The organism is Pseudomonas sp. PDM32 (assembly GCF_019219225.1).
Classification (GTDB): domain Bacteria; phylum Pseudomonadota; class Gammaproteobacteria; order Pseudomonadales; family Pseudomonadaceae; genus Aquipseudomonas; species Aquipseudomonas laurylsulfatiphila.
On the sequence record NZ_JAHUWE010000012.1, the window covers coordinates 180,795 to 193,125 of the forward strand.

The window sequence follows — 12,331 nt, forward strand, 5'->3', positions numbered from 1 at the left end:
CTACAGGGTTATCGGTGTGTCAGGTGATCAATGCCTGCGCAACCACTCGATAAACAACGCAAACAACTCCGACTGCGACCCCACCTCCAGCTTCAGGTACAGGTTCTTGCGGTGCATGCGCACGGTTTCCGGTGAGATGTTCATCTGGCTGGCCGTGGACTTCACCGAATGCCCACGCAATACCATGTGCGCCACTTCCCGCTCGCGCTCGGTGAGCAGTTCACAACCGAAGTTCTCGAACGCGGCCTGAACCCGATGCTTGAGATCGTCGCGCAGTCCTTGCTCGTCATCACGCTCGATCCCGGCACTGCGCAGCAGCCCACGCTGGCTGAACTCGCTGATGAACTCACGCACCAGCGGTTCCACGGCTCGCAGCAGGTTCAACTGTTCGTCGCTCAGGCATTCACCGCCGAAACCCTGATAGAGGCTGACGGAAATCTTCGTGTCATTGCCGGTATCGACGATGTAGTAGCTGTCTTCCGAACAGCCCGCCTTCAGGTAATAGGATTTGTAGTAGTCACTGTCGAAGAAGTTGTCCGGGGCGATTTCCTCCAGGTGATAGAAGCCTTGCGCCAACCCCTGCTCCACCGCCAGGCAGAACGGGTCGAGCAAATAGCCCCCGGAAAAATAGCGCTCAAGAATCGAGACCTGATACTCCTGGGCAATCCCGCGCTGATGCAGCAGCTGTGGTGCGCGGTCCTTGCGCTCCAGGCTGATCATCATCGACTCCACGGACACCAGCTGCGCCAACGCTGACGCCAGGTACTGCAGGGCGTCGGGCTCATCGACATGGGCGAATGCCTCGCGCATTCCCCCATGCCATTTGTGCAACGCCCCGAAGGGCATCGCGATCAGCGTATCGTCGTCTGGTTTGCTCATGCCCCGCAGTCTAGCGGGTGCGCAGGCCCTTGGTAATAGCCTGTTCAGCGAGTTCATTGGCCGAAGTACTGGCCGCTCTGCTCAAGCTCGGCCGCCACTTCGAGAATGCATGTACGCAAGGTCTCGACGATCTCATCGACCTGGGCAAACGTCAGGATCAGCGGTGGCGACATCACGTTGAGGTGCATGATCGGCCGCACCAGCAACCCCCGGGCCTGCGCCCGCACGTGGATCTTCTCGCCGATGTTGATCTCGTCGGGGAACAGCGCCTTGGTGCGTTTATCGGCGACGAACTCCACGCAGGCCATGAGTTTCTGGCAGCGCACATCCCCCACCAGCGGCAAGTCGCGCAGGGTGGCCAGGCGCTCTTCCAGATAAGCGCCCACCGTGTCGACATGGGCCAGCAGGTTTTCCCGCTCGATGATTTCGATGTTCTTCAGCGCCGCAGTGCAGCAGACCGGATGGCCGCTGTAGGTGAAGCCGTGGGTGAAGCAGCGGCCCTTGCCCGGCTCGGCGATGATCTTCCAGATACGCTCGGAAAAGATGCACGCGCCCAGCGGCAGGTAAGCCGAGGTCAGGCCCTTGGCGGTGGTGGTGATGTCGGGCTGCACGTCGAACACATCCCAGGAAGCGAAGAACTTGCCGAGGCGCCCGAACGAGGTCACCACTTCGTCGGCGACGAACAGGATGTCGTAGCGCTGGCAGACGTCCCACATGCGCTTGAGATACCCCCGGGGCGGAATGATCACCCCGCCCGAGCCCATGATCGGTTCGGCAAAGAAACCGGCGACCTTGTCCGCGCCAATCGAGAGGATCTTGTCTTCGAATTCCTTGACCAGGAACTCGAGGAACTGCGCCTCGTCCATGCCGTCCGGCGCGCGGTACGGGTTGGGGTTGGAGACGTGGTGGATCAGCGGGTTGGCGTAATCGAACTCCGGCACCCGGTCGGCAGCCTTGTTGCCGATCGACATGGTCAGGGTGGTGGAGCCGTGATAGGCGTTGAACCGGGCGATGACGTGTTTCTTTTCCGGCTTGCCGCGGCAGTTCTGGTAGTACTGGATCAGCCGGTACGCGGTGTCCACGGCGGTGGAGCCGCCGGTGGTCAGGAACACATGGTCGAGGTCGCCGGGGGCCAGGCTGGCGAGTTTTTCGCACAGCTCGATGGCGACGTTGTTCGACATGTCGGAAAACGGATTCGAATAGGCCAGCTGGCGCACCTGGTCGGCGATGGCCTCGGCCATTTCCTCGCGGCCCAGGCCGATGTTGGTGCACCACATGCCGCCCACCGCATCGAGAAAGCGGTTGCCCTGGGTGTCGTAGATGTAGGCGCCATCGCCGGCAACGATGTTCAACGAGCCTTGTTCGGCGTGTTCGTCGAACATGTGGTAGCCGTGCATGTGATGGGCCTTGTCGGCCTTGACCAGCCGGGACTCGTCCGCTGGGGAGAAAACGCTGCGTGTTGGCGTCGCCATAAATGAACCTCTAACCGAAATGACTCACGATCGAACAAATCAGATGCCGCTTTTCACAGTGCTCCAGACCCGGGTAATCGCCCGCATGTCCTTGGCGTCCTGGGTCTTCTGCGGGAACAGGCGCTTGCGGGTCTGTGCATCGGGGTAGATCGCCGGGTTGTCGCGCACTGCGGCGTTCAACAGGGGCGTGGCCGCCGCGTTACTGTTGGCGTAATTGATGTAGTCACTCACATCCGCCATCACCTGCGGCTGCATCAGGTATTCCAGGAATTTGTGCGCATTGGCGACGTGCGTCGCATCGGCCGGGATGTACAGGTTGTCGAACCAGATCAGCGAGCCTTCCTTGGGGATGAAGTACGCCAGGTTGATCTGCTTCTTGGCTTCTGCGGCGCGGGCCATGGCCGTGGCGTAGTCGCCGGACCAGGTCATGGCCATGCACACATCGCCGTTGGGCAGGCTGGTCAGGTAGTTGACCGAGTCGAATTTGCGGATGTAAGGACGCACCGACAACAGCAAGTCCTGGGCGGCCTTCAAATCCTCCGGCGCGGCGCTCCTCGGGTCGCGTCCCAGGTACGTCAAGGCCATGGGGATGACTTCGGTCGGCGCATCGAGCAGGGTCACGCCACAGTCGGCGAAGCGCGAGACGATCTTCGGATCGAAGATCATCGCCAGCGAACCGATCGGCGCGTCCGGCATGCGTTCCTTGATCTTGTCGACGTTGTAAGTCACGCCGTTGCTGCCCCAGGTGTAGGGCGCCGAGTACTGGGTGCCGGGGTCATAGCCCTGTAGATCCTCGAGGATTTGCGGGTCGAGGTTGGTCCAGCCCGGCAGCTGTTTTTTGTCCAGTGGCTGGAACACCTTGGCCTTGATCAGGGGTGGCGCGAGCGAGGCGTTCAACACGATCAGGTCATAACCGGAATGGCCGGTGAGCAACTTGGCCTGCACCGTTTCATAAGAATCGAAGGTGTCGTAGACCACCTTGATACCGGTGGCCTTTTCGAAATCGGCGATGGTTTTTTCACCGATGTAATCCGCCCAGTTATAGAGCCGCAGCGTATTGCTCTCTTCCACTTGTGCGGCGTAGGCATGAAAGGTCAGCGGTACAACAAACAGACTGGAAATCACCTTAAGCAGTGTCTTGCCCATAGCAAATGCACCTTATAGCGAGTTCGGCTCTGGATGAGCGGATGCCTCCACTATTGGTCGATTGGCCGGGCGGAACCATACCCCGAATGGGTGTGTGTCGTTTTTGGCACACCGGCATGGCAAAAAGCGGCAGCGCAGTTGACCCGTTTTGCCATAGATCGGGATTTGTCCGGCGCTTAAAGTGGCAGCCTGAACCGACCCTGCGGAGCCTGCGATGACAGATTTGATCAAACACGAGCAACGCGACGGCGTGTTGACGCTGACCATCGACCGCCCGGACAAGCTCAACGCGCTGAACAACGCCATGTACACGCAACTGGCCGAGTTGTTGCTGGCCGCCGACGAAGACCCGCAGACCGGCGTGATCATCCTCACCGGCGGCCCGGCCTGCTTCACCAGTGGCAATGATCTGGTGGATTTCCTCCAGCATCCGCCCACTCATCTGGACGCCCCGGCGTTTCGCCTGATGAAAGTCGTCACGCACCTGCAAAAGCCGCTGATCGCGGCAGTCTGCGGGGCGGCCATCGGCATTGGTACTACGTTGCTGCTGCATTGCGATCAGGTGCTGGTCACCCGCAACGCCAAGCTGCGCATGCCGTTCGTCAATATCGGCCTGTGCCCCGAATTCGGTGCCAGCCTGTTGCTTCCACGCCTACTCGGCCACGCCCGCGCCGCGAGCCTGCTCCTGCTGGGCAACGGCCTGGACGGCAACGACGCGGTGAACTGGGGCATCGCCAACGAAGCCTTCGATGACGGCGAGCAATGCCTGGCAGCGGCCAGAAAAATCGCCCAGCGCTTTTTGGCCCTGCCCCAGGAGGCCTTGCGCCAGTCCCGGCAATTGATGAAACAGGCGACGCTGCCGGAACTGGAAGCCACCCTGCGCGAAGAAAACACGCTGTTCATCCAGCGCCTGAATACCGACGAGGCAAAAAACGCCTTGAACGCCCTGCTCAATCGCAGTACAGACAAGAATCCACCGAAAGGAAACCAGCCATGAACACTCCAGAAATCTACGTCGTCAGCGCCGCCCGTACCGCCATCGGTACGTTCGGCGGTTCGCTCAAGGACGTGCCCCTGGCCGACCTCGCGACCACGGCCGTGAAAGCCGCCCTGGAGCGAGCCGCCGTGGACCCGGCGCTCGTTGGCCATCTGGTGATGGGCAACGTGATCCCGACCGAAACCCGCGACGCCTACATCTCCCGCGTCGCCGCGATGAACGCCGGCATCCCGAAGGAAACCCCGGCCTACAACGTCAACCGCCTGTGCGGTTCGGGCCTGCAAGCGATCATCAACGCCGCCCAGACCCTGATGCTCGGCGATGCCGACATCGTCGTCGGCGCCGGCGCCGAATCCATGAGCCGTGGCCCGTACCTGATGCCGTCCGCCCGTTGGGGTTCGCGCATGGGCAACGCCCAGGTCATCGACTACATGCTCGGCATCCTGCATGACCCCTTCCATGGCATCCACATGGGCATCACCGCCGAAAACGTCGCCGCGCGCAACGGCATCACCCGCGAAATGCAGGACGCCCTGGCCCTGGAAGACCAGAAACGCGCGGCACACGCGATTGCCAACGGCTTCTTCAGCGAGCAGATCGCGACCGTGGAAATCCAGGATCGCAAAGGCGTCAAACTGTTCAGCGTCGACGAACACCCGCGCGCCACGTCCCTGGAGCAGTTGGCAGCCATGAAGCCGGCGTTCAAGAAGGACGGTTCGGTCACCGCCGGCAACGCCTCGGGCCTGAACGACGGCGCCGCCGCGCTGGTCATGGCCAGCGGCAACGCGGTCCAGGCCAACAACCTGAAGCCACTGGCACGCCTGGTCAGCTACGCCCACGCCGGTGTCGAACCGGAATTCATGGGCCTGGGCCCGATCCCGGCCACCCGCCTGGCGCTCAAGCGCGCCGGCCTGACCGTCGCCGACCTGGACGTGATCGAAGCCAACATCGCCTTCGCCGCCCAGGCCTGCGCCGTCAGCCAGGAACTGGACCTCGACCCGGCCAAGGTAAACCCGAACGGCTCGGGCATCGCCCTGGGCCACCCGGTGGGCGCGACCGGCGCGATCATCGCCACCAAGGCCATCCACGAACTGCACCGCACCGGCGGCCGTTACGCGCTGGTGACCATGTGCATTGGCGGCGGCCAGGGGATTGCGGCGATTTTCGAACGCGTCTAAGCAATAGCCGTAAAAAGGCCGGTGATCGCGCAGATCACCGGCCTCTTTCATTCCGGTAAACCAGTAGCGCTCCCACAGTGGTTCTCTAGCGCACGCAGAATCTCCTTCTCTCTCTGAACCAAGCACCTGACGACCGGCAGCAAAAACCATTTGCCACAATATATTACATGCATCATATTACAGTCATCATAATTAAACGCCGCCTGACAGGTATCCCTCCATGACCAGCATGTCCACCGTAGAACCCGACCTGGACGCCCCGGTGAAACCGGCAAAACGCCCCCTGCTCAAGCGCCTGCTTCTGCCAACAATGGGCATCGCAGCGTTGGTATTGGCCGGTGTATATGGCGCGCATTGGTGGACGGCCGGGCGTTTCATCGAAGAAACCGACGACGCCTACATAGGCGGTGACGTAACGGTGATCGGGCCAAAGGTGGCGGGATATATCGACGAAGTGCTGGTGACCGACAACCAGAAGGTCAAGGCCGGCGATGTGCTGATCCGTCTCGATTCGCGCGACTACCGTGCCAACCTGGCCAAGGCCGAAGGCGCAGTGGCCGCCCAGGAGGCCTTGCTGGCCAACCTCGACGCCACCGAACAACTGCAACAGGCTGTCATCGGCCAGGCCCGCGCCGGCATCGACGCCGCCGGTGCCGAAGCCACCCGCTCGCGGGATGACGATGCCCGCTACAAAAAACTGGTGTCCACCAACGCCGTCTCGGTGGAAAGCGCCCAGCGGGCCAACGCCACGTTCAAGACGGCCCAGGCGCAAAGCAACCGCGCCCAGGCGGAATTGCTGGCCGCGCAACGCCAGTTGAATGTGATCGACACCCAGAAACAACAGGCCCGGGCCGCCTTGATCCAGGCCAGGGCCGAGCGCGATCTGGCGCAACTGAATGTCGGCTACACCGAACTGAAGGCACCGGTTGACGGCGTGATCGGCAACCGTCGGGCACGGGTCGGCGCCTATGCCCAGGCCGGCTCGCAATTGCTCTCGGTGGTGCCGGCCAGCGGTCTGTGGGTCGACGCCAACTTCAAGGAAGACCAACTGGCGCACATGGTGCCGGGGCAACGGGTGGTGATCCGTGCCGACGTGCTGTCGGGTCAGGAATTCCACGGTCACCTGGACAGCCTCGCCCCCGCCAGCGGTTCGCAATTCAGCGTATTGCCACCGGAAAATGCCACCGGCAACTTCACCAAGATCGTGCAGCGGGTGCCGGTGCGGATTCACCTCGACCCGGCCGACAGTGTGCTCGGCCACCTGCGTCCAGGGTTGTCGGTGACCGCTGAAGTGGACACACGCAAGGCGCCTGATGCGCCAGCCGTGGCCAGCGCGCCATGAGCCGCGCCCTCGCCGCCCCGGCGCAACCGTTCAATGCCGCGACCATGGCGACGGCCACCAAGGTCTTCGCCTTTGCCAGCATGTGCATCGGCATGTTCATTGCGCTGCTGGATATCCAGATTGTCTCGGCCTCGTTGCGTGACATCGGCGGCGGACTCTCCGCCGGCACCGACGAAACCGCGTGGGTGCAAACCAGTTACCTGATCGCCGAGATCATCGTGATTCCGCTGTCGGGCTGGTTGTCCCGGGTGTTTTCCACACGCTGGCTGTTCTGCGCATCGGCGGTGGGCTTTACCCTGACCAGCCTGCTGTGCGGCGTGGCCTGGAACATCCAGAGCATGATCGCCTTCCGTGCCCTGCAAGGCTTTCTCGGCGGTTCGATGATCCCGATGGTGTTCACCACGGCGTTCGTGTTCTTCACCGGCAAGCAACGGGTGATCGCCGCCGCGACCATAGGCGCCGTGGCGTCACTGGCGCCGACACTGGGGCCGGTGATCGGTGGCTGGATCACCGACATCTCGTCCTGGCACTGGCTGTTCTACATCAACCTGGTCCCCGGCATCTTTGTCGCCGTGGCCGTGCCGATGCTGGTGAAAATCGACCAGCCGGAACTGTCGCTGCTCAAAGGCGCGGATTACTTGAGCATGGTGTTTTTGGCGCTGTTCCTCGGCTGCCTGGAATACACCCTCGAAGAAGGCCCGCGCTGGAACTGGTTCAGCGATCGCACGATCCTGACCACCGCCTGGATCAGCGGCCTGGCCGGGCTGGCGTTCATCGGCCGGACCCTGCATGTGGCCAATCCGATTGTCGATCTGCGCGCCCTGAAGGATCGCAATTTTGCCCTGGGCTGCTTCTTCTCGTTCGTCACCGGCATCGGCCTGTTCGCCACCATTTACCTGACACCGCTGTTCCTCGGCCGGGTGCGTGGCTATGGAGCGCTGGACATTGGTCTGGCGGTTTTCTCCACTGGAGTGTTCCAGATCATGGCGATTCCGCTGTACGCCTTTCTGGCCAACCGCGTCGACCTGCGCTGGATCATGATGACCGGCCTCGGGCTGTTCGCGTTATCGATGTGGGATTTCAGCCCGATCACCCATGACTGGGGAGCCAGGGAGTTGATGTTGCCGCAAGCCTTTCGCGGGATTGCCCAGCAACTGGCGGTGCCGCCCGCGGTGACGCTGACCCTCGGCGGCCTGGCACCGGCGCGGCTCAAACATGCCTCCGGGCTGTTCAACCTGATGCGTAACCTGGGTGGGGCTATCGGTATCGCCGCCTGTGCGACCATTCTCAACGACCGCACCAACCTGCATTTCACCCGGCTGGCGGAAAACCTCAACAGCACCAACGAGGCCCTCAACCAATGGCTGTCCCAGGTCGGCAACAACTTCGCCGCCCTCGGCCAGAGCGGTGACGCCGGGGTCGCCGCCAGCCTGCATCAGCTATGGTTGCTGACCTACCGCGAAGCCCAGACACAAACCTATGGCGACGCGTTTCTGATGATCGGGGTGTGTTTCGTCATCGCCACGGCGATGGTGCCCTTGATGCGCAAGGTGCAACCACCGGCCGCGCCGAGTGCCGATGCCCATTGAGGCATCGGCGGTTTGTGGAACATCAGGCCTGAGGCGTTTTACGGAAGCCGACCGCCAGGCGGTTCCAGCTGTTGATGGTGCTGATGGCGACTGTGAGGTCGACCATTTCCCTGGGCGTGAACTGTGCGCTGACCACTTCGTAGTCTTCGTCCGGGGCGTGGGTCAGGCTGAGCTGGGTCAGGGATTCGGTCCACAGCAGCGCAGCACGTTCACGCTCGGTGAAAAACGGCGCCTCGCGCCAGGCCGTCACGGCGAACAGACGACGCGGGGTTTCGCCACCCTTGATCGCATCGGCGGTGTGCATGTCGATGCAGAAGGCACAGCCGTTGATCTGCGAAGCGCGCAGCTTGACCAGTTCAATCAGGTTTTTTTCCAGCGGCAGCTTCGACACTGCGGTTTCCAGGGCGATCATCGCCTTGAGGGCGTCGGGGCTGGCAGTGTAGAAATCGATACGGGGTTGCATGACGTGCTCCAGGGCAAGTGGGTGTGTCGCTACGTTAGTCCCTCGGTTGGTCTGCACAAATAGCCAATATTCCAGAAGTCGAGGAGGCCATTGGCGCGGGTGTGATGGGTTTCACTCTTCACTTTTGGTGAATTCACTGCCGTCATCGCGAGCAAGCTCGCTCCCACAGGGAAATGCACTCAAATGTGGGAGCGAGCTTGCTCGCGATCCGCGCAGCGGCCATTCACCACCGAGCTCAAACCCGATTGCGCAACCACCGCAGAAAGCCCTTTTTCTCCATCGCCACCGGCAGCTCCTGAGTCAGGATTTTCGCTTTTTGCAGCCGGTAATCGAGCAAGGCTTTCATTGCATTATTGATGTCGTGACGGGCATCCAGGCACGGCTTGAGGTAGGACTTTTCGATGCGGTACAGGCCACAGAATGTCTTGGCGGTAAACTGCGCAGGCAGCGCGCTGTCGGTGAGAATACCCGCCTCGCCGATCACCTCCCCCGGCCCCATGCGTCCGGATTCGTAGGGCGTTCCGTGACGCATCAAGGTCACCGAGATCACGCCGGATTCGATAATGTACAAGTGATCGCTGACCTCCTCCGCTTCCAGGATCACCTCTCCGGCGCGAAAGGTTTGCAGGGTCATGTTCTGGCTGAACGTATCTTTCTCTTCCTGACGCAGGGTGGAGAAAATCGGAGAGCTGTCCAGCAAGGCACGTTTGCGTGTCGAGTTGATCGGCGGGCTAGGCTCCACGCTCGACAACAAATTGACCCCGGAGGCCTGCAAGTGCCGGTAAGCCAGATCGTACAGCTGATTGCGCACCGAGCGTTTCTCATCCATCGACGCGACAAACCCGCTGATTTCGTAGATCGCTCCGGTGTTGCTGGACGTTTTCAGGCCAACGCTGGGTGACGGTTTATCCAGCAGCGCACGGCAACCTTGCATGGCCCGCTCCAACGCGTCGATCACCGTGTTCGGCCTAGCGTGGGGGCTCACTTCCAGGGATACGGAGATACCGAACATGTCGTTCGGCCGGCTGAAATTGATGATCTTGGCCTTGGCCGCCAACGAGTTGGGAATCACCGCCATGCAGCCCTGGGAAGTTTGCAGGCGCGTGGCGCGCCAGTCGATGTCGGTCACCTTGCCCTCCATGCCGTCGATGGAGATGTAATCATCGAGTTGATAGGGCTTGGTGGTGTTGAGGACGATCCCGGAGAACACGTCGCTGAGAGTACTTTGCAACGCCAGGCCGACGATGATCGCCAACGCGCCGGAGGTGGCCAGCACGCCCTTGACCGGCAGTTCCAGCACATAGGCCAGGGCCGCAATCACCGCGATCAGGAAAATCACCGCGCCGAGCAAATCCTGGAGCAAGCGCCCGGTATGCCCGACCCGTTGCATCATCACCGCGCCGATCAGCACGGTCAGGGTCCGCGCGCCGAACAACCACCAGCCGATCTGCAAGCCGGTGGCGGCCAGGTGCAATGGCACGTTATCGGCCCAGGGCGGCGGCTCCATCGGGTTCAGGCCTTCGTTGAACAACAGGAGGCTGAACAACGAGAAAATCACCACCCGCACCAGCAGCCGCCAGGCACTGCCCGCGGCGCTGAGCAAATACCACAACCCGAGATCGATCAGGATCAGCGCCATGGCGCAGATCAAAGGGTGTTCAGTGAGCAATGACAGCATCAAGCAACTCCATCCAGGGCCAATGACGCGAAGATCGCATGGAATGGCACTAGTGTAGGAGCAATTGATTTCGCTGGATGAACACGTCTCGATGGACACCAAAAAAACTGTGGGAGCGGGCTTGCTCGCGAAGGCGGTGTGTCAGGCAACGTTTATGTTGTTTGACACACCGCTTTCGCGAGCAAGCCCGCTCCCACAGGGATCGTCGTAGCTGGACTATTTGCTGTTGGTCAGCGTGCTGTAGCTGGTCATCAGGTTGCGGTAGTCCGGAATATGGTTGGAGAACAGTGTGCCCAACCCTTCGACATCGTTACGCCAGTCGCGGTGCAGTTCACAGGCCAGGCCGAACCAGGTCATCAATTGCGCGCCCTGGGCGGTCATGCGGCTCCATGCCGATTCGCGGGTCAGTTCGTTGAAGGTGCCGGACGCGTCGGTGACCACGAACACATCAAAACCTTCGGCCAGCGCCGACAGTGCCGGGAACGCCACGCAGACTTCGGTCACTACGCCGGCGATGATCAGTTGCTTCTTGCCAGTGGCCTTGATCGCCTTGACGAAATCTTCGTTGTCCCAGGCGTTGATCTGGCCAGGGCGAGCGATGTACGGCGCGTCGGGGAACTGCGCCTTGAGCTCGGGCACCAGCGGGCCGTTGGGGCCGGTTTCGAAACTGGTGGTGAGGATGGTCGGCAGCTTGAAGTACTTGGCCAGATCAGCCAGGGCCAGCACATTGTTCTTGAAGCGATCAGGATCGATGTCGCGGACCAGTGACAGCAGGCCGGTCTGATGGTCCACCAGCAGAACGGCGGCGTTTTCCTTGTCCAGACGCTTGTAGGAAGTGGTCATTGCAGTAATCCTCGCAGGTTATCGATGCCGATTGGAGATCGGCGTGGGGCAGCCGGTTAGCGCTGGGAATCCAGCGCCTCGTGTTCGTTCGCCACTTGCTGGGCCTTGAGATAGCTCTCGATCAGCAATTGATAATGCGGCATGGCCTGGGCGTAGACAGCGGCCCACTGCTCAGCATCGGGGCGGTTCCACGAGCCTTGCAGCTCAGAGAGCGTAGCCATGATGTCGATCGGCACCACCCCGGCCTGGGCCAGGCGGGCAACGGTCAGGTCAGTGGCCAGTTTCGAGTGGTTGCCGGAGGCGTCGACCACCGCAAACACCTTGTAGCCTTCATGCACGGCGGCGATGGACGGGAACGCCAGGCATACACTGGTCAGGGTGCCGGCGATCACCAGGGTTTTCTTGCCGGTGGCTTTGACCGCTGCGTGAAACTCCGGGTTGTCCCAGGCATTGATTTCGCCTTTGCGCGCCACGTACTGCGCATGGGGTGCGGCCTCGTGGATTTCCGGGATCAACGGCCCGTTCGGTCCTTGCGGAACCGAGGCAGTGGTAATCACCGGCATTTTCAGCAAGGTCGCGGCCTTGGCCAGGGCAATGGCGTTGGCGCGCAGTTGGGGCACGTCCATGTCCTTGACGATCTGGAACAGTCCGCTCTGGTGATCGATCAACAGCATCGCGCTGTCATTGGGATCGATGGTCGGTTTCTGGCCGTTGAAGTTGGCCGCGTAGACAGTACTCATGTGC

Annotated in this window: 11 protein-coding genes; 4 read left to right on the forward strand and 7 right to left on the reverse strand. The window is 61.5% G+C overall.

Going from position 1 to position 12,331, the window contains the following annotated elements; genetic code table 11:
* Nucleotides 1–27 precede the first annotated feature (27 nt).
* From KW846_RS22565 to KW846_RS22575, 3 genes are read right to left on the reverse strand one after another with little or no spacing between them, the layout of a single operon-like run.
* Nucleotides 28–936, reverse strand: a complete 909-nt coding sequence (locus KW846_RS22565; protein WP_218485404.1) for a LuxR C-terminal-related transcriptional regulator — start codon at nt 934–936, stop codon at nt 28–30.
* Entirely contained in the window at nt 933–2,351 is a 1,419-nt protein-coding gene (locus tag KW846_RS22570) for an aminotransferase (protein ID WP_218485406.1), read from the reverse strand. The genes KW846_RS22565 and KW846_RS22570 overlap by 4 nt, the downstream gene beginning before the upstream one ends.
* Nucleotides 2,352–2,390: 39 nt before the next feature.
* A complete protein-coding gene (locus tag KW846_RS22575) occupies nt 2,391–3,497 on the reverse strand; it encodes a polyamine ABC transporter substrate-binding protein (protein WP_218485408.1) in 1,107 nt (368 codons plus the stop codon).
* A gap of 214 nt (nt 3,498–3,711) precedes the next feature.
* Here KW846_RS22575 and KW846_RS22580 point away from each other — a divergent pair, with 214 nt between their 5' ends.
* The 4 genes from KW846_RS22580 to KW846_RS22595 all read left to right on the forward strand — a co-directional run bounded on the left by KW846_RS22580 (nt 3,712) and on the right by KW846_RS22595 (nt 8,603).
* Nucleotides 3,712–4,494 (forward strand): enoyl-CoA hydratase-related protein, encoded by a 783-nt coding sequence (locus KW846_RS22580; RefSeq protein ID WP_218485410.1) that lies wholly within the window; start codon nt 3,712–3,714, stop codon nt 4,492–4,494.
* Nucleotides 4,491–5,672 (forward strand): acetyl-CoA C-acyltransferase family protein, encoded by a 1,182-nt coding sequence (locus KW846_RS22585; RefSeq protein WP_007977993.1) that lies wholly within the window; start codon nt 4,491–4,493, stop codon nt 5,670–5,672. The genes KW846_RS22580 and KW846_RS22585 overlap by 4 nt, the downstream gene beginning before the upstream one ends.
* Nucleotides 5,673–5,892: 220 nt before the next feature.
* Nucleotides 5,893–7,014, forward strand: a complete 1,122-nt coding sequence (locus tag KW846_RS22590) for an HlyD family secretion protein (protein ID WP_218485412.1) — start codon at nt 5,893–5,895, stop codon at nt 7,012–7,014.
* Nucleotides 7,011–8,603, forward strand: a complete 1,593-nt coding sequence (locus KW846_RS22595) for a DHA2 family efflux MFS transporter permease subunit (RefSeq protein ID WP_218485414.1) — start codon at nt 7,011–7,013, stop codon at nt 8,601–8,603. Before KW846_RS22590 ends, KW846_RS22595 begins: the two co-directional genes overlap by 4 nt.
* 22 nt (nt 8,604–8,625) lie before the next feature.
* On the opposite strand, the gene KW846_RS22600 is transcribed toward KW846_RS22595, so the two are convergent.
* The 4 genes from KW846_RS22600 to KW846_RS22615 form a co-directional block, all read right to left on the reverse strand.
* Entirely contained in the window at nt 8,626–9,066 is a 441-nt protein-coding gene (locus KW846_RS22600; protein ID WP_218485416.1) for a carboxymuconolactone decarboxylase family protein, read from the reverse strand.
* Nucleotides 9,067–9,301: 235 nt separating this feature from the next.
* Nucleotides 9,302–10,744 carry a mechanosensitive ion channel domain-containing protein gene (locus tag KW846_RS22605; RefSeq protein WP_218485418.1) on the reverse strand — a complete coding sequence of 481 codons (1,443 nt, stop codon included), beginning with the start codon at nt 10,742–10,744 and terminating at the stop codon, nt 9,302–9,304.
* Nucleotides 10,745–10,960: 216 nt separating this feature from the next.
* Nucleotides 10,961–11,587: an isochorismate family cysteine hydrolase YcaC gene (gene ycaC / locus KW846_RS22610; protein WP_218485420.1), complete on the reverse strand. Its 627-nt coding sequence runs from the start codon at nt 11,585–11,587 to the stop codon at nt 10,961–10,963.
* A gap of 56 nt (nt 11,588–11,643) precedes the next feature.
* Entirely contained in the window at nt 11,644–12,327 is a 684-nt protein-coding gene (locus KW846_RS22615; protein WP_007977982.1) for an isochorismatase family protein, read from the reverse strand.
* Between the last annotated feature and the right edge of the window lie 4 nt (nt 12,328–12,331).